The organism is Streptomyces xanthochromogenes (genome assembly GCF_014650455.1).
Classification (GTDB): Bacteria; Actinomycetota; Actinomycetes; order Streptomycetales; family Streptomycetaceae; genus Streptomyces; species Streptomyces xanthochromogenes.
This window is the reverse complement of the sequence record NZ_BMUZ01000003.1, coordinates 728,644-749,761: the sequence shown is the minus strand read 5'-3', so window position 1 is coordinate 749,761 and position 21,118 is coordinate 728,644. Positions and strand designations below refer to the sequence as shown.

At 72.1% G+C, this 21,118-nt stretch carries 24 protein-coding genes; 12 read left to right on the top strand and 12 right to left on the bottom strand.

Features of this window, described 5'->3' with window-relative positions; all coding sequences use genetic code 11:
* Positions 1–30: 30 nt before the first annotated feature.
* Positions 31–630 carry a class I SAM-dependent methyltransferase gene (locus tag IE267_RS10715; protein WP_167160460.1) on the bottom strand — a complete coding sequence of 200 codons (600 nt, stop codon included), beginning with the start codon at positions 628–630 and terminating at the stop codon, positions 31–33.
* 169 nt (positions 631–799) lie between these two features.
* Here IE267_RS10715 and IE267_RS10710 point away from each other — a divergent pair, with 169 nt between their 5' ends.
* The 9 genes from IE267_RS10710 (at position 800) to IE267_RS10670 (ending at position 9,216) form a co-directional block, all read left to right on the top strand.
* Positions 800–1,567, top strand: a complete 768-nt coding sequence (locus IE267_RS10710) for an MHYT domain-containing protein (protein ID WP_189762957.1) — start codon at positions 800–802, stop codon at positions 1,565–1,567.
* Between the two features lie 75 nt (positions 1,568–1,642).
* Positions 1,643–4,135: a sensor histidine kinase gene (locus IE267_RS10705; protein ID WP_189762956.1), complete on the top strand. Its 2,493-nt coding sequence runs from the start codon at positions 1,643–1,645 to the stop codon at positions 4,133–4,135.
* Positions 4,132–4,617, top strand: coding sequence for a roadblock/LC7 domain-containing protein (locus IE267_RS10700; protein ID WP_189762955.1), 486 nt, complete (start codon positions 4,132–4,134; stop codon positions 4,615–4,617). Before IE267_RS10705 ends, IE267_RS10700 begins: the two co-directional genes overlap by 4 nt.
* A gap of 21 nt (positions 4,618–4,638) precedes the next feature.
* Positions 4,639–5,055 carry a DUF742 domain-containing protein gene (locus IE267_RS10695; protein ID WP_161247645.1) on the top strand — a complete coding sequence of 139 codons (417 nt, stop codon included), beginning with the start codon at positions 4,639–4,641 and terminating at the stop codon, positions 5,053–5,055.
* On the top strand, positions 5,036–5,629 hold the full coding sequence (locus tag IE267_RS10690; protein ID WP_161247643.1) for a GTP-binding protein: 594 nt from the start codon (positions 5,036–5,038) through the stop codon (positions 5,627–5,629). Before IE267_RS10695 ends, IE267_RS10690 begins: the two co-directional genes overlap by 20 nt.
* A 131-nt stretch (positions 5,630–5,760) precedes the next feature.
* Entirely contained in the window at positions 5,761–6,174 is a 414-nt protein-coding gene (locus IE267_RS10685) for a roadblock/LC7 domain-containing protein (RefSeq protein ID WP_161247641.1), read from the top strand.
* 224 nt (positions 6,175–6,398) lie between these two features.
* Entirely contained in the window at positions 6,399–7,364 is a 966-nt protein-coding gene (locus IE267_RS10680) for a DUF6397 family protein (protein WP_229860949.1), read from the top strand.
* Positions 7,365–7,447: 83 nt separating this feature from the next.
* Positions 7,448–8,398, top strand: a complete 951-nt coding sequence (locus tag IE267_RS10675) for an ATP-grasp domain-containing protein (protein WP_189762954.1) — start codon at positions 7,448–7,450, stop codon at positions 8,396–8,398.
* A complete protein-coding gene (locus tag IE267_RS10670) occupies positions 8,395–9,216 on the top strand; it encodes an ATP-grasp domain-containing protein (RefSeq protein ID WP_189762953.1) in 822 nt (273 codons plus the stop codon). The genes IE267_RS10675 and IE267_RS10670 overlap by 4 nt, the downstream gene beginning before the upstream one ends.
* A 124-nt stretch (positions 9,217–9,340) precedes the next feature.
* Here the strand turns inward: IE267_RS10670 and IE267_RS10665 are convergent, their stop codons facing one another.
* The 5 genes from IE267_RS10665 to IE267_RS10645 all read right to left on the bottom strand — a co-directional run bounded on the left by IE267_RS10665 (position 9,341) and on the right by IE267_RS10645 (position 13,708).
* Positions 9,341–9,949 (bottom strand): histidine phosphatase family protein, encoded by a 609-nt coding sequence (locus IE267_RS10665; protein ID WP_189762952.1) that lies wholly within the window; start codon positions 9,947–9,949, stop codon positions 9,341–9,343.
* Between the two features lie 204 nt (positions 9,950–10,153).
* Positions 10,154–11,356, bottom strand: a complete 1,203-nt coding sequence (locus IE267_RS10660; protein WP_167160472.1) for an ABC transporter permease — start codon at positions 11,354–11,356, stop codon at positions 10,154–10,156.
* The gene (locus IE267_RS10655; protein ID WP_189762951.1) at positions 11,353–12,147 is read right to left on the bottom strand and encodes an ABC transporter ATP-binding protein; all 795 of its coding nucleotides are present in this window, start codon (positions 12,145–12,147) and stop codon (positions 11,353–11,355) included. Before IE267_RS10655 ends, IE267_RS10660 begins: the two co-directional genes overlap by 4 nt.
* Complete coding sequence (locus tag IE267_RS10650; protein WP_189762950.1) at positions 12,144–13,208, bottom strand: peptidoglycan-binding protein; 1,065 nt, start codon at positions 13,206–13,208, stop codon at positions 12,144–12,146. Before IE267_RS10650 ends, IE267_RS10655 begins: the two co-directional genes overlap by 4 nt.
* Positions 13,205–13,708: a hypothetical protein gene (locus IE267_RS10645; protein WP_189762949.1), complete on the bottom strand. Its 504-nt coding sequence runs from the start codon at positions 13,706–13,708 to the stop codon at positions 13,205–13,207. The genes IE267_RS10650 and IE267_RS10645 overlap by 4 nt, the downstream gene beginning before the upstream one ends.
* 209 nt (positions 13,709–13,917) lie before the next feature.
* On the opposite strand from IE267_RS10645, the gene IE267_RS10640 reads away from it, so the two are divergent.
* Together IE267_RS10640 and IE267_RS10635 are read left to right on the top strand one after the other, a co-directional pair.
* Positions 13,918–14,607, top strand: coding sequence for a response regulator transcription factor (locus tag IE267_RS10640; RefSeq protein WP_189762948.1), 690 nt, complete (start codon positions 13,918–13,920; stop codon positions 14,605–14,607).
* Positions 14,608–14,618: 11 nt separating this feature from the next.
* On the top strand, positions 14,619–15,770 hold the full coding sequence (locus tag IE267_RS10635; protein WP_229860947.1) for a sensor histidine kinase: 1,152 nt from the start codon (positions 14,619–14,621) through the stop codon (positions 15,768–15,770).
* 113 nt (positions 15,771–15,883) lie between these two features.
* Here the strand turns inward: IE267_RS10635 and IE267_RS10630 are convergent, their stop codons facing one another.
* Positions 15,884–16,315: a DUF2000 domain-containing protein gene (locus IE267_RS10630; protein WP_189762946.1), complete on the bottom strand. Its 432-nt coding sequence runs from the start codon at positions 16,313–16,315 to the stop codon at positions 15,884–15,886.
* A 49-nt stretch (positions 16,316–16,364) separates the two neighbouring features.
* Here IE267_RS10630 and IE267_RS10625 point away from each other — a divergent pair, with 49 nt between their 5' ends.
* Positions 16,365–17,165 carry a helix-turn-helix transcriptional regulator gene (locus IE267_RS10625; RefSeq protein WP_189762945.1) on the top strand — a complete coding sequence of 267 codons (801 nt, stop codon included), beginning with the start codon at positions 16,365–16,367 and terminating at the stop codon, positions 17,163–17,165.
* Positions 17,166–17,198: 33 nt separating this feature from the next.
* Here IE267_RS10625 and IE267_RS10620 read toward each other — a convergent pair whose 3' ends face one another.
* From IE267_RS10620 to IE267_RS39535, 5 genes are all read right to left on the bottom strand, one after another.
* A complete protein-coding gene (locus IE267_RS10620) occupies positions 17,199–17,798 on the bottom strand; it encodes a phosphatase PAP2 family protein (protein ID WP_189762944.1) in 600 nt (199 codons plus the stop codon).
* Positions 17,795–19,042, bottom strand: a complete 1,248-nt coding sequence (locus IE267_RS10615; RefSeq protein WP_167160490.1) for an MAB_1171c family putative transporter — start codon at positions 19,040–19,042, stop codon at positions 17,795–17,797. Before IE267_RS10615 ends, IE267_RS10620 begins: the two co-directional genes overlap by 4 nt.
* A 64-nt stretch (positions 19,043–19,106) precedes the next feature.
* Positions 19,107–19,751 carry a toxin gene (locus tag IE267_RS10610; RefSeq protein WP_189762943.1) on the bottom strand — a complete coding sequence of 215 codons (645 nt, stop codon included), beginning with the start codon at positions 19,749–19,751 and terminating at the stop codon, positions 19,107–19,109.
* Positions 19,752–19,896: 145 nt separating this feature from the next.
* Positions 19,897–20,382 (bottom strand): hypothetical protein, encoded by a 486-nt coding sequence (locus IE267_RS10605; protein ID WP_189763039.1) that lies wholly within the window; start codon positions 20,380–20,382, stop codon positions 19,897–19,899.
* A gap of 465 nt (positions 20,383–20,847) precedes the next feature.
* Positions 20,848–21,118 (bottom strand): DUF2165 family protein (locus IE267_RS39535; protein ID WP_229860945.1); only part of this gene is annotated, 271 nt, incomplete at its 5' end.

Here is a 21,118-nt window from a genome sequence, read left to right as displayed (position 1 = left end):
AGTCGCCCGGTTCGGCCGGTGCGCCGGTGCTCAGCCCTCGCGCACGGCCACCGCGAGGTAGCGCTCGTCCTCGTCGGCGTACGACAGGAGCCGCCAGTTCGCCGAGGCGAGCAGCGGCCGCAGCCGCGGTTCCGCGCGCAGGTCGTCGTCGGTGAGCGTGCGGCCGTGGCGGGCCGCGAGCGCGGCGCGGCCGATGGGGTGGAACAGGGCGAGGCGGCCGCCCGGGCGGGTGATCCGCGCCAACTCCCTCAGGTTCTCGGCCGGTTGGGGAAGATGGGAGATCAGCCCGGCACCGAACACCACGTCGACCGATGCCGAGGCGAGCGGCAGCCGGGCCACATCCGCGCGCAGCAGCGCGGCCTGCCGGTCGCGACCGGCCCGTACGGCTTGGGCGAGCATCTCCGGGGTGAGGTCCACACCGACGACGACACCCGTCGGGCCGACCGCCTCGCGCAGCGGCGCCAGGGCCCGGCCGGTACCGCAGCCGGCGTCGAGCACGGCGTCGCCCGGCGAGAGCCCGACTTCCGCTACGGCCGCCGCGAACGCCGGACCGTCGTCGGGGAACTTGCGGTCCCAGTCGGCCGCGCGGGCGGCGAAGAATTCCTGAACGTGTGCGTGGTCTCCGGCCATGCCCCCATGATCCCCCACAGGACGCCGATCCAGCAGTGGCCGAAAATCGACCATCGTGAGCGCGTTCGAACAAGGCGCGATCGTCGGGGAACATCTCTTCGTCATATTCCAACAGTTTTCGAACTGCGCCCCCGTCGTGCTCCCCTCCCCGGACTAGCGTCCCTGGGCCATGGGACACCTGGACCACGCCGCCTTCGGCTGGCTGACACCCGTGCTGTCGTACGCGATGGCCTGCATAGGCGCCGCCCTCGGGCTGCGCTGCACCGTGCGCGCCCTGGGCGCCGGCGGACGCTCCCGGCGCAACTGGCTGATCACCGCCGCTTCGGCCATCGGCACCGGCATCTGGACGATGCACTTCGTGGCGATGCTCGGCTTCGCCGTCAGCGGCACCGACATCCGCTACGACGTGCTCCTGACCGTCCTCAGCCTGCTCGTCGCCATGGTCTTCGTCGGCGCCGGAGTCTTCGCCGTCGGCTACGGCAAGGACCGCACGCGAGCCCTGCTGACCGGCGGCCTCGCCACCGGACTCGGCGTCGCCGGCATGCACTACCTCGGCATGGCGGCGCTGCGGCTGCACGGGCAGGTCCACTACGACCCCGTGCTCGTCACGCTCTCCGTCGTGATCGCCGTCGCGGCCGCGACCGCCGCCCTGTGGGCCGGGCTCAACATCAAGTCACCGGTGGCCGTGGCGATCGCCTCCCTCGTGATGGGTGCGGCCGTCAGCAGCATGCACTACACCGGGATGGCCTCGGTGAGCGTGGACGTCGCCCCCAGCGGCGCCGACCTGCCCGGGGCTACGGCGATGCAGTTCATCTTCCCCCTCGCCGTCGGCCTCGGGTCCTACCTCTTCATCACCGCCGCCTTCGTCGCGCTCTCTCCGACGGCCCGTGAACGCGCCGAGTACGCCTCGGCGGAACAACTCGCCTCCGCCCCCTGAGTCGCCCTCCGCCGCGCCGCACCCGGCTTCATTCGCAAGCGCCGCACCCGGCCCCATCCGCAAGCGAGGAGATCCGTGCGCACACCCCGCAAGGCCCCGGAAGCCGAGCCGCCGACCCCGGTGGGCGCCCGTGGGCGGCGCGCCCACGCAGGACCGCCGGCCACCGACGAACGCCCCCTCGGCGAACCCCCGGCGCCGCAGGACGCCGAGGCCGTGTGGCGGATGCGGCCCCGTACCGTTCGGGCTAAGATCGTCTCGCTGCTCATGGTGCCCGTCGTCTCGCTGCTCGCCCTGTGGGGCTTCGCCACCGTCTCCACCGCCCAGGACGTGTCCGCGCTGCGTCAGGCGCGCCGCATCGACGAACAGGTCCGGACCCCGCTGGTCGTGGCCGTGGCCGCGCTCCAGGACGAACGGGCCGCCGCCGTGCGGTACTTGGCAGCCCCTGTGGCCGATCGCGCCGCCGACCTCGACCAGCGGGCCAAGCGCACGGACGCCACCCTCGCGGGGCTCAGGCTCGACCGGGATCACACGGTCGCCGACGCGGGGGACGTTCCCGCGAGCGCGGCACGCCGGCTGCGCACCTTCGTCGACCGGTCCCGGAAACTCCCCGCACTGCGCGGCAGCATCCACGACCGGACCGCCGACTGGGACGCCGTGTACCAGCAGTACACCGAGACCATCGGCGCGGGCTTCGACGTCGACGGAGCGCTCGCGGGCCTCCAGGCCCCCGCGCTGGGCCCCGACACGCGTGTCCTGTACGAGTTCGGCCGGGCGGGCGAGATGCTCGCCCGCGAGGACGCGCTGATCTCCGCCGCCCAGCTCGCCCACAGCTTCAGCGCCGACCACCTGCGCCGCCTCACCGGCGCCGTCGACAGCCGTCGCACCCTCACCGAAAGCGCCACCGCCGACCTCACCGGCCCCGCACGCACCGCCTGGACCGCGCTGGCCGGACAGAGCGCGTACGCGGCGCTGACCGCCGCGGAGGACAAGGTGCGGACTGCCGAGCCGGGACGCGCCGCGGCCGGTGCCGTGGACCCCGCGGCCTGGGAGGCCGTGCTGGGCACGGTACGCAAGGGCATGCAGGACACCGCGTCCGAAGGGGCACGGAACGCCACCGAGCGCGCCGACCCGTTCACCCGCGGACTGCTGACCACGGGCGGCGCGGCCGTCCTGTTCGGCCTCGCCGCCGTCGCCGCGTCCCTGGTCATCTCCGTACGCATCGGACGCGGGCTCGTCGTCGAACTGATCAGCCTGCGCAACAGCGCCCTGGAGATCGCCCGGCGCAAACTCCCCACCGCCATGGGCAGGTTGAGGTCCGGCGAAGAACTCGACATCCACGCCGAGGCGCCGCAGGGACCGCCCCCGAGGGACGAGATCGCGCAAGTCGGCGAGGCGCTCGGCACGGTTCACCGGGCCGCCCTGTCCGCCGCCGTCGAGCGCGCGGAGCTGGCCAGCGGCATCTCCGGCGTGTTCGTCAACCTCGCCCGCCGGAGCCAGGTCCTCGTGCACCGCCAACTCGGCCTGCTCGACCGGATGGAGCGGCGCGTCGACGACCCGGGCGAACTCGGCGACCTCTTCCGCCTCGACCACCTCACCACCCGCATGCGCCGGCACGCCGAATCCCTGATCATCCTGTCCGGCGCCGCCCCCGGCCGCGCCTGGAGCGTTCCGGTCCCGCTCACCAACGTCGTACGCGCCGCCGTCTCCGAGATCGAGGACTACGCCAGGGTGGAGGTGCGCCGGCTCCCCGAGGCTGCCGTCACCGGAGGTGCCGTCGCCGACCTCACGCATCTGCTCGCCGAACTCATCGAGAACGCCGCCCAGTTCTCGCCGCCGCACACCAAAGTGCGGGTCGCCGGCGAGCCCGTCGGCAATGGCTACGCGCTGGAGATCGAGGACCGGGGGCTCGGCATGAGCGACGGCACCCTCGACGAGGCCAACCGCAGGATCGAACAGTCCGAGGCGCTGGACCTCTTCGACAGCGACCGGCTCGGCCTCTTCGTCGTCAGTCGCCTGGCTGCCCGCCACACCATCAAGGTCCATCTGCGCACCTCGCCGTACGGCGGCACCACTGCCGTTGTCCTGCTCCCGACAGACGTGCTGCAAAAGCCCGTTGAGGCTGTCGCGGGAGCCGCTGAGGCCGCCTCCCGCCGGGACGACCGGCCGTACGAGACACCCCGCGGGCCGATCGGAACGCCCTCGGCGACACCGGCCCGCCCTGCCCTGGTCGCCCAGCACGCGCCTCCGGCCGTCCGGCCCGAGCCTCCGGCGCCGCCCGGAGTGACCACCCTGCGCCAGCGGGCCCGCGGCATCGCGCCGGACGGCGCCGAGGACGGACTCCCGCGCAGGGTGCGGCAGGCGAGCCTCGCCCCCCAACTGCGCGAGGCGCCCGCCCCCGCCCCCGACAACGGCCCGGCCGTCGCCCCGCCCACCCCCGAGCAGGCGCGCGACCGCATGGCGGCGTACATGGGCGGCTGGGCCCGCGGCGGAGCGGACCGCCGCACCACCCCGACATCCGCCCACGAACAGCCTGTCGGCGGCCGCACCGATGAAGGAGACCGCGCATGATCGACCACCAGAGGCCCGACGCCCCGCAGCACGCGGAAGCGGCACCCGGCCCCGGCTCGCGCGCACGGTCCGGAGCGCGCTCCGGTGAACTCGACTGGCTGCTCGACGACTTGGTGCTGCGCGTCGGAGAAGTCCGGCACGCGGTCGTGCTGTCCAACGACGGCCTCGCCGTCGGTGCCTCCAGCGCGCTGACCCGCGAGGACGCCGAACACCTCGCCGCGGTGGCTTCCGGGTTCCACAGCCTCGCCAAGGGAGCCGGACGTCACTTCCGGGTCGGCGCGGTGCGCCAGACCATGGTGGAGATGGACGACGGCTTCCTCTTCGTCGCCGCCGCGGGAGACGGTTCGTGCCTCACCGTGCTGTCCTCGCTGACCACCGACATCGGACTCATCGCGTACGAGATGGCACGTCTGGTGAAACGGGTCGGCGAACACCTCTACACGCCGCCGCGCCACACCGTGCGCCCGCCGGCGGCCGGTTGACCGGAAAGGCACGCCCACCCCATGAACGAGTACCGGCCGGAAGGCCCCGCGTACCGGCCGAGCCGCTGGTACGACGCCGACGCGGGACCGTTGGTCCGCCCGTACGCGATGACCGGCGGCCGTACCGCCCCAGGACCCGGCGGAGTACGGCTCGACCTGATCGCGCTCGTCACGCTCGCCGCGCCGCGCGGGCCCGAGCCCGACGGCGAATCCCTCCTCGGGCCCGAGCACCGGGCGCTGCTCGCCCTGTGCCGCGAGGAGACCCAGTCCGTCGCCGAACTCGCCGCCGACGCCGACCTGCCCGTCGGTGTCGTCCGCGTCCTCGTCGGTGACCTGCTCGAATCCGGTCATGTGGTCGTCAGTAGGCCCGTACCGCCCGCGCAGCTGCCCGACGAGATCATCCTGAGAGAAGTGATCGATGGCCTCCGAGCCCTGTGAACCCACCCCCGCCCTCGCACTGAAGATCCTCGTCGCGGGCGGTTTCGGCGTCGGCAAGACCACCCTCGTGGGGGCGGTCAGTGAGATCCGGCCACTGCGCACCGAGGAACTCCTCAGCGAGGCGGGGGAGTCGGTGGACGACACCGGTGGAGTGGACCAGAAGACCACGACCACCGTCGCCATGGACTTCGGCCGGATCACCATCCGCTCGGGACTGTCCCTGTACCTCTTCGGCACACCCGGGCAGGATCGTTTCTGGTTCCTCTGGGACGAACTCTCCCAGGGCGCGCTGGGCGCGGTCGTACTCGCCGACACCCGCCGCCTTGAGGACTGCTTCCCGGCGGTCGACTACTTCGAGCACCGCCGCATCCCGTTCGTGGTCGCCGTCAACTGTTTCACCGGGGCCCGGGCCCACGGCGCCGCCGACGTCTCGGCGGCACTGGACCTGGACCGCGGCACGCCCGTGGTGCTGTGCGACGCCCGTGACCGGGACTCCGGCAAGGAGGTGCTGATCCGGCTCGTGGAGTACGCCGGGCGCATGCACGCCGCGCGCCTGCTCGACTCGGTCGGCTGATGCTCCGGCCCGCGCCGACGCGCGACCGGCCGGAGCCCGGCACCGCTTGCCCGGGGCGCGCCGGTGGTGAAGGGTGGCAGGGGAACGGGGACATGGGGAAACGGGGAACTGTATGAGCGGGGAGGCCTGACATGGCACTGAACAAGGAACTCGACTGGCTGCTCGACGACCTGACCCGACGGGTCGAGCACGTGCGCCACGCGATCGTGCTGTCCAACGACGGCCTGGTCACCGCCGCGAGCGCCGACCTGCTCCGCGAGGACGCGGAACACCTGGCGGCGGTCTCCTCCGGCCTGCACAGCCTCGCCAAGGGCTCGGGCCTGCACTTCCGGGCGGGCAAGGTCCGCCAGACCATGGTCGAGTTCGACGAGGGAGTCCTGTTCGTCACCGCGGCGGGCGACGGCAGTTGCCTGTGCGTGCTCAGCTCCGCCGATGCCGACATCGGTCAGATCGCCTACGAGATGACCCTTTTGGTGAACCGGGTGGGCGAGCACCTCTCGGTGGCCGCGAGGCAGCCGGGCGACTTCGGAGCGACCGGGCTCTGAGCCGCCTGGACCGGTACTCCGTGCGGGCCGCGCTCGCTCGCGCGGAACCGCCCGCGCCGGGTCCGCGGCGCTCGCCCGAACCGGCATTTCACAGGGCGGACTTGAGCGCGCGTGTGCTGGAGACGAGTTATCCACAGGCCGAGCGGGATGTCGGCACGGCGCGTTACGGTCGTCACCGAGAGTATTCGTCTCTCGCGTACTCGTTCCTCACGGGGGAGGATCAGATGACCACCGTCACCACCGTCACCACCAAGAACGTCAGGGTGTCCCCAGCCGTCGCGAGCGCGGCGGCGCCGGCCGGACCACGGCTCGCGACCGGTACTGCCGCCCGCGAACTGGATCTCAAGCGGGCCGAGTTCGAGCTCGCGGTGCAGCTCGGTCACATCCGCACCGTCCCGGACCCGGGCGGCGGACACCGCCGGGTCACCGCGCGCGAGGTGGCCCGGCTGAGAGCCGCCGCCGACTTTCCCGAGGGCCTGCGCGAACGGGTGCGGACCGTCGGCACCGCGGAGGGCGCCGAGTTGCTCGGCATCGCCCCCGGTCGCTTCACCAGGCTCGCCCGCGCGGGCCGCTTCTCCCCGGTGCGCTGTTATCTGAACCGGTACCGGGCCGTGGTCTGGCTCTACCTGGCCGACGAGCTGGTCGAACTGGCGCTGCGCGAACCGGAGTTGCTCGGCGGTCGCCATCCGGAGCCGGACCGTGGCAAGGACTGGCGGCCGCGCAACTGGCGGGCCCGCCGGATCGCCATGCTGGCCCGGGGGACCGACGACCAGTGGGAGCTGGCGGCCGCGGTGGCCGCCACGCTCGACAGCGCCCATCTCGCCCACATCGTGCCCGACCCCTATGAACGGGCCCATGTGAGGCGCCTGCGGCCCGAGACGTTCAGGGTCCACCCCGAGTCGCCGACGGCCCAGGGCGTGGTCGAGGCCCTGGTACTGGCGGACGAACCGGACGAGATCGACTGGTACCGCCTGCGCCTCGTGGAGGCACTCGCGGATGCCCGGGACCAATGCCCGGCCCCTGGCGCGGCCGTGGACGCGGGATCGGCACCGACGTACCAGCGGGGGCAGGCACCGCAGGAACATCCCGCCGTCCGGGAGCCCTCGCTCCGGCGGGGAGGAGCGCTGGTGCAGCGAAGACTGCTGGGACGGCTGCGCCGGGCAGGGCAACCGGGCCGGGGCGGGCGGTGACCTACCCGCAGTTCATGACATCCTGTGACGTCACAGCTCGCCGGACGGGATCGGCGGACGTCCGGGCATTACGGGGAAGGTCGATGAGGCTCTGCTTCCTGGTGGAAGAGCACTACCGCCATGACGGCATGCCCGTCGAGGTGATCCGCCAACTCAAGTCCTGGGGGCACCAGGTCGACGTGGTGCGGCCCGGCGGGTCCCTGCTGCGGATGTCCGAGGCGGTCCGCGCCGGCAGCCATGACGCCTGGGTGCTCAAGACGGTCTCAGGTGGCCCGGGGCTCCCGCTCCTGGAGGCCGCCGCAGCCGTCGGTCTGACCACCGTCAACGACGTACGGTCCATCCGCGGAGTGCGGGACAAGGCGCTCGCGTCGGCCATCGGACGCAGCCGGGGCCTGCCGGTGCCGATGACCTACGCGGCCGCCCGGCCCGAACTGCTCATCGAGATACCCGAGTCCGAATTCCCGCTGGTGGTGAAGCCCGCCGACGGAAGCTCCGGCCGGGCCGTGCACCTCGTGCGGTCGCCGGAGCGGCTGGCCGCGATGCTGCCCGTCCTGGCGGGGGAGGGCATGCTCATCGCGCAGCCCTACGTCCCCAACTCGGGCATCGACCTCAAGGTGTACTGCGTGGGAGGCGAGTTGTACGCCACCGAGCGCCGCTCGCCGCTCCACCCCGACCAGGGCGCGCACGAGCGGCACGTCCCGCTGCCCGCCGAGGTGGCCGCCATCGTCGACCAGGTGGGCGCGGTCTACGGTCTCGACCTGTACGGCGTCGATGTGCTGCTCGGCCCCGACGGGCCGGTGGTCGTCGATGTGAACGACTTCCCGAGCTTCCGGCAGGTCCCGGACGCGGCCGCGAAGGTGGCCCGCGCGGTGCTCGAACTGGCCCGTACGGGAAGTGCGGTCGCCGCGGCGGCGTTCGTCTCGGGCGCTACGGGTGTATCCGGCGGGGGGCGCATACCGGAGCGGTCGTTCGGTGGCGTACCGGCCGCGGGGGCCCAGCCCGTGCCGTCCTCGGCAGCGGTCGACGGCCGGTGAGCGGCACGACCACGGTCGGGCTCATCACGCCGGAGCCGGACCATCCGCTGCTCGCCGCCACCGCACGACTCCTTCGGCGCGAACACCGGGTCGTGGCGGTCCATCCGGAGACGGCGAGCCCCGACACCCTGGAGCGGCCGGCGGACGTCTACCTGCTCAAGTCGCGTACGCCGCGTGCTCTCGCGCTGGCCCGTGAGTTGGAGTCCCGGGGCGCCCCGGTGATCAATTCGGCGGAGGCGACGGCTCTGTGCCAGGACCGTACGGCCATGGCGGAGCGGGCCCGGGAGGCGGGGCTGCCGTTCTCGGCGACCCGCAGCCACGCTTCGCTGGCCGAGCTCGTGGCCGGCCCGGGCCCGGCCGGGCCGCTGGTGGTGAAGAGCCGGCACAGTCGGCGACACGACCTGGTGGCCCGGGTCGACAACCGGGGGCAGCTGGCCGAGTTGGCCGCGGTCTGGGCCGACGAGCCCGTGGTGACACAGGAGTTCGCGGAGAACGACGGGGACGACCACAAGCTCTGGGTGGTCGACGGGACGGTCTTCGCGGCGCTGCGCCGCTCGGAGCTGTCCCCCCGGGGCCGTGGCCCAACCCGGCCGCTCTCTCACGGTCAACTCCCGCTGGGATGGGACGAGTTGGTGGTGAAGGTCGGGGAGGTCTTCCGTCTCGACGTCTATGGCGTGGACGTCATAGCGACGCGGCGGGGCGGGCCGTTGATCGTGGACATCAACGCCTTTCCCGGCATCCGCGGCCAGGCCGGAGCGCCCGAGGCCCTCGCGGCCCTGGCGCTGCGCAGGGCCCACGAGGCGGTCGCGCCGGCCTGACAAGGGCCGACGCCGAGGCCGAATGGCGCCGGCGCCCAGTTGCGCGTCCGACGCCGAGCCGAGCCGGTCGGCGTGGGCCGGCGTCGAGATCTATAGACGCCCAGTTGTGTCGGCCTCGACGCGTTCAGTGCGCGGTGGGCTCGGCCACCGAGTTCCACGCGGTGAGCACCGGGCGGCCGTGTTCGCGGCCGAGCCGGGCGAGTGCGCCCGTGTCGAGGACGAACAGCGCGCCCCCGGAAGCGGGCAGGCCCAGATAGCGGGCCGTCAGGGCGCGCAGGAAGTGGGAGTGCGCGATGAGGACGACGTCGTCGTCGCCCGCGCGCAGGGCCGCGTCCGCCTCGGCCAGCACCCGGTCGGCCCGTGCGCCGACCTCGGCCGGGCTCTCGCCGGGGTGCTCCGCCGGGCCGGGTGCCACGCCGTCGGTCCACAGGTCCCAGTCGGGGCGGGTGCGGTGGATCTCGTCCGTGGTGATGCCCTCGTAGCCGCCGTAGTCCCACTCGTGGAGATCAGGGGTGATCCGGGCGTTCTTGATTCCTGCCAACTCGGCGGTGTGCAGGGCTCGTTGGAGCGGGCTGACCAGGGCGAGGCCGATGGACCGGTCGGCGAGCAGCGGTGCGACCGCGCGGGCCTGCTCTTCGCCGTGTGCCGTGAGCGGCAGGTCGGTGTAGCTCGTGTGCTGTCCCGAGCGCGACCATTCGGTCTCCCCGTGACGTACGAGGATCAACTCACCCATGGCTGTGTATTCCGTTCTCCGTGTGCGTCCCCCGGGCCGGTACCACCCCGGCCTACGCGGGGACAACCAGCTGAGGGGCGCGTGCATTCCAGTGGGACCGGTGTGTCGAGTGTCGGATACCTCACGGACGCTCCGGACGGCGAACGCACACGCGGGCCGGCCCCGAATCCATCGATCCGGGGCCGGCCCGTGCGGGCGCCGCGCTCAGGCGGAGTGCAGCGCGAGGGTGGGGGACAGGCGCGAGGCGCGGACCGCCGGGTAGAGCCCGGCGACCGTACCGATCACCAGCGTCGCACCGAAGCCGCCCGCGACCGCCCACGCCGGAATCACCCAGGGGATGCCGCTCGACACCGAGTACACCGCGGTCGCCGCCGCTCCGAGCACGATGCCCGCGGCCCCGCCGAGCCCCGACAGGAGCAGCGACTCGGTGACGAACTGGCCTCTGATCTGGCCGCGGGTCGCCCCGATGGACCGGCGCAGGCCGATCTCGTAACGCCGTTCCAGAACCGAGATGATCATGGTGTTCGCGACCCCGACCCCGCCGACCAGAAGAGCCACCCCGCCGAGCCCGAGCAGCAGGCTGCTGAACGCGCCCTCGGTGGCGGCCTTCGCCTGGAGGCCGGCGGAGGGGTCGCTGACGCCGACGTCGCGCGGGGTCTCGGGCGAGACGGTACGCGGGATCAGATCGTGGACCCGGTCGACGGAGGCATCGGCGGAGCGTTCGTAGACGGCCGTGGGACGGCCGTCGAATCCGAGCCGGCCCGTCGCCACGTCCCAGCCGACCAGGGCCGAGCGGGCGATGTCGGGCGCCAGCGGCAGCGGGTCGAGGATGCCGAGGACGGTGAAGTACTGGCCGTTGATGAACACCTGCTGGCCGGGCGAGGTGATGCCGAGCCGCCCCGCCGCCACGTCGCCGAGGACCACCGACGGGTATTTCCCGGTCGCGGAGTTGAGGAAGGTTCCGCTGCGCATCGTGCCGCGCAGGGTGGTGAGGAGCTCGTCGGTGGCGGCCTGGACCTGGATGCCGCCCGTGATGGTGTCGGGGATCTTTTCCGAGCGCCGTACGGTCGCGGGCACCGAGCCCGTGGCGCCGACGTGCTCCACCCCCGAGATCCGCGCCACCCGTCCCGCCGCGTCCTTCGCCATCGGCACCGGCTTCCCGGTCAGCAGGTCCGTGCCCGGGGTCACGACCAGCATGTTGGTGCCGAGCTTGTCGAGCTCGCGGAGCAACTGCTCCTTGCTGGATGCCGAGATCCCCACCACCGCGATCATCGTGGCGATGCCGATCGCGATGCCGAGCGCCGAAAGCACCACCCGCAGCGGGCGGCTGCGCATCCCCGCGGCACCGGTGTGCAGGACGTCCCGCGGGCCGAGCCGGGCCGGCCTGAGCACCGGCCGCCCGCTCATCGGACCTCCCCGGGCAGCGGTGCCGTCGCCGGACCGTCCCCCGCCGCGCCGAGCGCGCCGAGATCCGTACCGAGCGGACTCCGGGGACCGCTGTCCTCGACCACCCGGCCGTCCAGGATGCGCACCTGGCGCGGCAGCCGGGCGGCGATCTCCGTGTCGTGGGTGATCACGGCGATGGTCGCGCCCTCCCTGTTCAGCTCGTGGATGAGCTCCATCACCGCCTCCCCGGACGCCGAGTCGAGCGCGCCCGTGGGCTCGTCCGCGAGCAGCAGGTCGGGCTCGCCGACCACCGCGCGGGCGATGGCCACCCGCTGCTTCTGCCCGCCGGACAGCTCGTGCGGCCGGTGCTTCATGCGGTCGCCGAGCCCGACCCGCTCCAGGGCGCGGGCCGCCCGCCTGCGGCGCTCCCCGCGCGGCAGGCCGGAGTAGAGGAGGCCCTCGGCCACGTTGTCCTGGGCGCTCATGCCCGGCACGAGGTGGAACGCCTGGAACACGAACCCGATGTGCTGGGCCCGCAGTGCCGAGAGCCGGCGGTCGCCGAGGGCGGCGGCGTCGTGCCCCGCGATGGTGACGGAGCCGGAGGTCGGCAGATCGAGGGTGCCGACGATGTGCAGCAGGGTGGACTTGCCCGAGCCGGAAGGGCCGACGATCGCGAGGAGCTCACCCCGCTCGACGACGAGGTCCACCCCGCGCAGCGCGGCGACCCCGCCCGGATACTCCTTGGTGACCCCGGCCAGCGCGACGACGGGCGGCTCGACTCCAGGCCGTTCGGTGGGTGTGGCAGTGCTCATGTCGAGGGCACCCCGACCCGCAGACCCGAGCGCAGCCCGGCACCGGATATCTCGACGCGGCCCTGTGCGAACATGCCGAGCTCCACCTTGACCTCGCGCGCCCTGCCGTTCTCCACCACCTGCACGCCGAACGACCCGTCGTCGAGTGCCAGCAGCGCCCCGACCGGCACGCTCAAGACGTTCTTGCGGGTCTCGCCGCTGAGCTTCACGGTCGCGGGGGACTTGTCGATCCCCTTGACCTTGCCCGGGTCGTCGAAGGTGACGGTCACGGCGATCCGGGGCGTCTTGTCGTTGGGGTCGTCGCCCGCCTTCGCCGTCGCGCCGACCGCCGACACCGTTCCGGACGTGCCGGTGCCGTCGGGCAGCTCGACCCGTACCTTGGCGCCGTCCTTCGCGAGCGCCGCGTCGGACACCTTCAGCTGGAGCTGTACGACCCGGTCCGCGCTGGTGGTCGTCATGAGCTTCTGGCCGGGCGCGGCGCGGTCACCGACCGCGGCGTCCGCGCTCTGCACCCGTACCGGGCCGGTGGCGAACGCGATCTGCTCGGGGCCCACCTGCCCGCTCCGCGTCAGGCCGTGCGCCTTCTGCCAGCGCTTGACCGCATCGGCGGTGCCGGGCGTGAACTTCTCGTCGTCGGCGAGTCCGTCCCCGTAACCGAGTGCCCTCAGGTTCGCCTTCAACTGCCGTACGTCGGTGCCCTCGTCGCCGCTCTTCAGCACCCGGTACATCGGCTCGGTCCCGTACATCAGGCGTACGTCCTTGCCGTCGACCGCGTACAGCCTGCCGTCCCGCTTGACGTTCGAACCGCCGCCCGCGATCCAGGTGAGGGTGCCGGCCGCGCCCGCGTTGAGCTTGCTCTCGCGGGAGTAGCCGAGCGTGCCGTCGACGCTGGTGCTGCTCACCAGATCGCCCTGCTCGATGGGGGCCGTGGCGGTCGGGAGCCCGGTCTGCTGTTTCGCGGAGCCCTCGGAGTCGGGCTGGGCCAGTCCGGTGACGGCGACCCCGCCGCCCGCGACGGCCGCCACCGTCACCACCGCCGCGATCATGGTCCGGGGCCTCATGCGGCGCACTCGTTGAGGGCCTTCATGAACTTGTCGGGGTCGGCCCCCGAAGGGATCTTGAAGCCGCTGCTGTGGTTGCCCTCGACCTTCGGGTCGGGCATGTCGAAGCCCTTGCCCCGCAGACACTGGGCGATCTTGACGGCCTGGTCCTGCTGCTTGGGGTCCGGAGCGCCGGAGCCGCCGCCGCCCTGGACACCCGATCCGCACGCGTTGAGCGCCTGGTTCCACTTGTCCGTCGAGGTGCCCTGCGGCGGTGAGAGCACCTGGGCGTTCGGGTTCTCGCCCGGCTTGAGGTCGGGCACGTCCATGCCGTGCTTGCGCAGGCAGCCGCGCAGCGCCTGCGCCTTGTCGGCGCCGGACGCATCCCCGCCCGAGCCGCTGCCGGAGGTGCCCGTGTCCTTCCCCGAGTCCCCTCCCGACGAGCCGGAGCAGCCGGTGGCGAACAGCGCGAGCCCCGCCATCCCGGATGCCAGGACCAGGGTGAGCCAGTGGTTCCTCATCGTTTCTCTCCTCGCGGACATGCGTGGACGCGGCACGGCGGCGCGCGACCGGCCGCCGAAGCGCGGCCGAGGAGAGCGTCCAGGAACCCGCTGTTTCATTTCCCTTACGGCCCTCGGGCGAAGGTCCACGGCCTCCGGGCGCAGGTCCACGGATCGGGCGCCGGCCCGCGTAACAGCGACGAAAGGTCCGTTTCCGGTAGACAGGAGGCATGCGCGTACTGGTAGTCGAAGACGAGGCGTTCCTGGCCACGATGATCGCCGAGGGCCTGCGCCGCGATGCCATCGCCGTGGACGTGGCCCTGGACGGCCTGAGCGGACTGCGCAAGCTGCAGCTCGGCGACTACGACGTCCTCGTCCTCGACCGCGACCTGCCCGGCCTGCACGGCGACGAGGTGTGCCGCAAGGTGGTGGCCGACGGACTGCTCACCCGGGTGCTCATGCTCACCGCCTCGGGTGCCGTACGCGACCGGGTGGAGGGCCTCGGGCTCGGCGCCGACGACTACCTCACCAAGCCTTTCGCGTACGACGAACTCCTGGCCCGCGTCCTCGCGCTCGGCCGCCGCGCCCGGCCCGCGCTGCCCCCGGTCATCGAGCGCGCCGGCATCGTCCTCGACACCGCACGCCGCCAGGCCCGCCGCCACGGCGATCAACTGGCCCTGACCCGGAAGGAGTTCGCCGTCCTGGAAACCCTGATGCGGGCCGACGGCGGGGTCGTCAGCGGCGAGGACCTGATCGAGCAGGTGTGGGAGGAGCACGCGGGATACGACACCAATCCGGTACGGGTCGCCCTCAGCAGGCTGCGAGCCAAACTCGGTGACCCCCCGGTCATCGAGACCGTCCCCGGCGCCGGCTACCGCATCGCGCGCACCCCGGACGACGCCCGGCGGGCCGAGCGATGATCCGCCGACTCGTGCCCGCCACCGAACGGGCCCGTCTGACCGCCCTGTACGGCGGACTGCTCCTGCTCGCCGGCTGCGTTCTGGTCGGCGTGATCTACGTGTGCGTCCAGTACGGCCTGGACAACCGCATCGGGAGCGCGGTCACCGGGGTCGTGCCCGGCGGGCAGGCCGTGCCGCACTCCTCGGCCACTCCGCCCCGCGACCTCGTGCCCTCCGAGCGGGCGGGCAAGTACGCCAGGACTCAGGTCGTCCAGGTCATCGCGGCCACCACCCTCAACCGCCTGCTGACCGTCTCCGGCATCGCCCTCGCCGTGTTCGCCGTGCTCTCGGTCGTGCTCGCCTGGTGGATGGCGGGCCGGGTGCTGCGCCCGGTCGGCCTCATCACCGCCACCGCACGCAAGCTGTCCGGCGAGAACCTCCACCAGCGCATCGACCTCAAGGGCCCGCCCGGCGAACTCAAGCAACTCGCCGACACCTTCGACCAGATGCTGGGCCGCATCGAGCAACTCGTGGGCGCCCAAAGGCGGTTCGCTGCCAATGCGGCGCACGAACTGCGCACCCCGCTCGCCGTACAGCGGGCCGCCGCCGAGATCGGACTCGTCGACCCCGACCCGGAGCGGATCAGATGGATCCGCGACGAGCTCCTCCAAGTGGCCGACAGCAGCGAGCACTTGATCGAGTCGCTGCTTCTGCTCGCCGCGTCCGACCAGGGCCTGGAACACCGCGAACCGGTGGCGCTCGACGCCAGTGTGACCGCGGTAGCCGGGGAGCACCACGAAGAGGCGGGCCAACGCGGCATCGCCCTCACCACCGCCCTGGAGCCGCTCCCGGTCGAGGGCGATCCGGTGCTGCTCACCCATCTGATCCGCAACCTCATCGGCAACGCGCTCCGCTACAACCACCGCGGCGGCAGCGTTCACCTGACTCTGGTGGCGGCCGACCGTACGCTCCGGATCACGAACACCGGGCCACTCGTGCCGCAGGACGCGGTGGCGGACCTCTTCGAACCGTTCCGCCGCCTCAACGAACGCCGGCACGCCCCCGGCGAGGGCGCCGGGCTCGGCCTCGCGCTCGTCGCGTCGATCGCGCGCGCCCACGGGGGCGGGGCCACGGCCGCGGCGAACCCGGACGGCGGCCTCACCGTGACCGTGCGCTTCCCTTGACCTCCCCGACCTCTCCGGCCTCCCCGACCTCTCCGGCCTCTCCGGCCTCCCCGACCTCTCCGGCCTCCCCGACCTCTCCGGCCTCTCCGACCCTCTGATGCGAGCGCCCCCGGTCAGGGGTGCATGCGCGCTCCCTTGAGGACCTTGTCGACCGCGTTGCGGGGCCCGTAGACCGCGAGTCCGACCAGATCGAGATCGGCGCCGTGGACGGCACGAACGGCGGCCCGGTTGTCCTCGTCGTGACCCGTGCTGAACATGTCGCCGATGAACACCGCACGCGGCAGGTCGCGGCCGAGGACACGGGAGTGGGCCGACTTCAGCACCTCCTTGCTCCCCTCGAAGACGAGGACCGGCTGGCGGAACAGGGGGAGATAGCCGGTGCCGTCGGCATCGGCGTACGGTTCGCCGATCGTCTCGGGCAGCTCGGTGCCGAGACCGCTGACCAGGAAGGCCGTCACATTGAGGCGCTGCCAGGTCTGGAGGTCGTCGCGGAGCAGCACCGCGATCTTGGTGTCGAAACGTACGGGGGCGCTCTCTGATGTCATGGAATGAGACTGCCGGGCCTCGCCCCGTCCGGTCTTGTACGTTCCTTGCATGACCGCTGAACAGGAGATCTCCGCCTGGCGCCCCCGGGTCGCCGGCGTCGTGGAGGTCTTCCACGCCCGGTTCACCGAGCACTCCTACCCGATGCACGTCCATGACAGCTGGACGCTTCTGATCGTGGACGACGGCGCGGTCCGCTACGACCTGGACCGCCAGGAACACGGCACCCCGGGACACGTGGTGACCCTGCTGCCGCCGGACGTGCCGCACAACGGCTCCCCGGCCACCGCCGGCGGCTTCCGCAAGCGTGTGGTCTACCTGGACCGGGCCCAGCTCGACGACAGCCTCATCGCCCCCGCGGTGGACGGCCCCGATCTCGTGGACTCCGTACTGCGGCGCCGGGTCGGCCAGCTGCACACGGCCCTTGCCCACCGGGGCGAGGAACTGGAGGCCGAGAGCAGGCTCGCGCTCATCGCCGAGCGGCTGCGCGGCCATCTGAGCCCCCGGTTCGAGGGCGGCACGCCCGCCCCTGGCGGCTCGATCGCGCGGAGCCTGCGCGAGCTCCTGGACGCCCGGGTCGTCGACGGCGTCACCCTTGAGGAGGCGGCCGGACTGGTGCACGCCCACCCCACGCATCTGGTGCGTGCCTTCACCGCGGAGTTCGGGATCGCGCCCCATCAGTATCTGACGGCCCGTCGGGTCGACCGCGCCCGTGGGCTGCTCCTGGAGGGGCGGCCACCGAGTGAGGTGGCTCGCGCCACCGGCTTCTACGACCAGTCCCACCTGACGCGCCACTTCAAGCGGGTGGTGGGCACCGCGCCGGGCCGTTACGCCCGGCGCGGGCTCAACTGAGGCACCGTCAGATGTGGTGGGGCCGCTCCGACGTCAGACGAAGAGGAACGCGGCCGAGGTAGCCGCGCCGAGGGCGCCGCCCGCCACGGTCTGCATGGCCGTGTGGTAGCCCAGCGCCACCCGCGACCAGCACACCGCGACGGTGATCACGTACGCGAGCAGCCACCACGGGGAGTGGACCACGGCGAGCAGCGCGACCACCGCCGAGGCGACGGCGGCGTCCACCGAGATCTTCCAGACCGTGTTGACGGCGAGCAGGAAGATCGTCATCACCCACAGGGCGAGCATCGCCGCCAGGATGCCGGTCGGGGCGTGGCCGAGCACCATGACGACCGAACCGGCGCCGATCGAGCCGAGGATGACGAAGAAGATCGGCGCACGCTTGGTGCGGTCGACGACGTGCCGGTCGCCCCAGGTGCCGCGCTTGCGCTCCCACTCGATGTACCCGGCCGGGACGAGCCCCGCGCACAGCGCGCCGAGCAGCCCCCACAGCAGCCCGGTCCACTCGCCGGCCGCGGCGAGCCCGATTCCGAGCATCCCGGCGAGCAGGACGTTGCGCGGCTGCAGCACGTCGGTGATGGTGCGGGCCGTGGCCGTCGTGCGGCCTTCGGCCTCGGTCAGGGTGTCGCTCACGCGGTCTTCTCCAGGGAGTCGAGGACGCCGCGGGCGCGATCGCCGCTGACGGTCCGATAGGCGGCGGCCACCCTGACCAGCCAGGCGACTTCGCCGTCCTGGTCGGTGGCGTGCTTGGTCTCGACGGCCGCGGCATCACCCGCGGTGGCGCCGTCGGCCTTGGCGGCGAGTGCGGCCTTGATCCAGTACGCCTCGGCCAGCGGCCCGGCGTTCTCCGGCCGCGGGCTGTTGTCGGAGGCGGCCCGCTTGGCGGCGGGGAGGAGCCCGTCCGGCACGTAGTGGCGGAGCTTCTCGACGGCGTCCGCGATGTCCGCCGCCCAGCGGTCGATCCGCAGGTCCGCCGGAGTGCCGAAGCGGGTCAGTTCACGGGGGAGGGAGGCCGGGGGTTCGAAGGGCTGGTCGGGGAAGGCCGTCATCAGCTCCCGCCACAGCGGATGCAGCCGGGCCTGCGCCCGCCACAGCCGCACCCGTCGCCACCCCTTGCTGAACGCGGGGATGGAGGCGCCGAGTGCGAAGAACGCGAACAGGACGACCTGGGCCGCCTCGGTGATCTCGTCGAACTTAAGGGCGAAGGCCGGGCTCGGCCGGTCGACGACACTGATCCACAGGAACAGGGTCCGGCTGACGGTGTAGCCGACGCCGATGAACATCGCGAACGTCATCATGCCGAGGCCGATGCGCAGATGGCGGGCCTCGGCCCCGGCGGTGGCGAGCGCCCACTGGTAGGCGCAGACGGCGGACGCGGCCCCCAAGTACAGGTAGAAGACGCTCATGTAGAGCGTGGCGCCCCACTGCCCGGCGTGGTCGGAGACGAACCGGTCCGAGGCGTACGAGCGGTCGACCACGGTGAAGAAGAGCACGGTCAGCAGGATCAGCGTGGCGACGGACGCCTTGGCCGCCACCTGCTGGATGAGCCGGGCGAACCGTACGTGCCGGGGGATGACCCCGCCCTCCGGGAAGTGCCCGTAGATGGCGACGATGTAGCTGAGGATCGCGAGGATCGCGACCGTCGCGGTGTAGTGCTTGATCAGTACGGCGAGGTCGATGACGGGGCTGTTGTTGAGCCCGATCCGCACGACCTTCGTCTTGGTCCACAGGGCGAGGGCGAAGCCGGCGTAGCAGCCCCACAGGGCGCGTCTGCGTCTGTCCTCCTCGTCGCCCCAGAGGGCCGCGGGCATGCGCCACAGGGCGACGGCAGTCATCAGGCCGGCTATGAGATAGCCGGCAAGGTCAAGCGCGGTCACGGGCAGTTCCTCGGGGACGGGACGGGACGGGGGCAGGACGGGAGACGGGAAGGGGGCAGGACGGCTACGAGCGGCGGAAGAAGCCGCGTCGCCGGTGTGCCACGGGCCGGGAGAGGGAGTTGGCGAGCCGCCCCACCATGTCGTCGCTCGTCACGTCGCGGGCCATGCGGGGGATGAGCGAGGCGCCGAACTCGGCGATCCGCTCGTCGTGGGTGTCGTACTGGGCGCGTGCCTGGACGGGGCCCCCGCTGCGGATGGCCTCGGTGACCGCGGACGGCAGACCGTCGGGCTCCGGCACGCCGGGCGCGGGGTCTTCCGTCGGTGCCGGGCGCGCGGACGGCTCGTCGGAGGTGAGGACCCTCTTGATCAGCGACGTGTTGAACACGGGGAGCAGCTGGCGCAGTTGGTCCGAGTCGAGGGTCGTACCGTGGTCGAACCACTCGTGGCACAGCTCGTGCAGGATGACGTGCTGCGTCTGGTACGCGGTGGGGCGTCTGCGGTACAGCACGAAGCTGGTGCCGCCCGACTTGAGCCGGAGGCCGCAGGCGGCGTTCACGCGGGCGAGCCGGTCGGGCAGTTCGTGCAGCACGATGGTGCGGCCCCGGGCCTCTTCCATGTTCGCCACGAGACCCGGGATGCTGAACGGGGCCGGGATCGGCAGATCCGCCAGTCCGGCTTCGCACTCTTTCCGCAGCTCGCGCATGGACATGGAGACCTCTTGATCGTAGTCACGCGTGTGTGACAGGCGATCTGCGATCTTAGCCAATCGTCATGAACACGCGGTGCCGGCCACCGGGACCGTCCGTCACCGGGGCTGTCCCGCTACCGGGACTGTCCGTCACCGGGGCCGTCGGCTACCGCGACTGTCCGCCGGGGGCGGCTTCGGTACCGCCGGCCCGTCCGTCCTTGCCGCCCCTGTCGTCCTTGCTCTCCTTGTTGTCCTCCAGGAGCGAGAGGACGAACTGGAGCAGCTCCGGGTCGAGTCCGTCGTCGTCGAGCCCACGGCCTGCCAGACCGCTGATCTCCCCGGTGCGCCGCTTCGCGAGGAACTGGAGCCCGGCCACCACGTCGTCGACCACTTCGGACTCGTCCTTGAAGAACCGCCAGTCCACACCGAAGCCGAGCCCGAGCGCCTTGAGGATCTCCTCCGAAGGGTTGGTGACCTTGCCGGCGAGGATGTTGGAGAAATAGCTGTGCGAGAGCGAGCCGCCCCGTTCCTTGACGAGATCGGCGAAGACCCGGCCGGAGATCTTCTCCCCCGGGAAGGTCTTCTCGACCATGTACTCGACCTTCTGCTGCAGCGTCGTCAGGTCGGGCGTGCGCTCTTCGCCGTTGTCCATCATGGTCCCCACGTCCACGTCCGCCGCTCGTGCGCTGTCCGACGATGCGTGATGTTCGATTCGGTCAACGGATCCGTACTTTAACCGACCTTGGTACAGGAGCCCGGCGGACGGGGAGCCTGTCGGCCAGGGTCGGAGGCAATAAACCGGAACATCTTGTTCCGTGATCGCGCCCGGACTTGCGGAAACAATCTACGTCACTGTTAACTCAAAAAAACACGAACAAGGGGCCACGAGGGGAGTTCCTTGCTCGAGTGGTCGCTGTGCCCTGCGCGCTTTCTGCGCCCAAGGTGCGCGGCTGTTGCAAGCAGGTGTAGCCCTTCGCGACGGGGGACGCGCGAAGGGCTACACATGCATTATGCACCTTCTCTGCGGTATCCGGTGACCGCTTCTGGCGGAGAGCCCCGCCTGGCGACTTGGCCGGGAAGCGCCGCCCTGTTGCCACCCGCCCTGTCGCCACCCGGCCTATTCCGCAGGTGAGTCGCCGCTCGGCAGGTGGACGACCACCAGGGCGATGCCGGCCACCATGAAGTTGCGGGTCGCCGCGTCCAGCCCGTTCCAGGACTTCGACTGCCACATCGCGAACCACTCGCCGCCGACCGCCATGAATCCGGCGCCGAACAGCAGCAGCACCATCAAAAGACCCGCGGTGCTCAGCCGCCGGGCCCGCTCTGCCGCCCCCGGGCGCCGCCGGACACCGCCCAGCCAGGCGACGGCCGCCGCGATCAGCACCAGG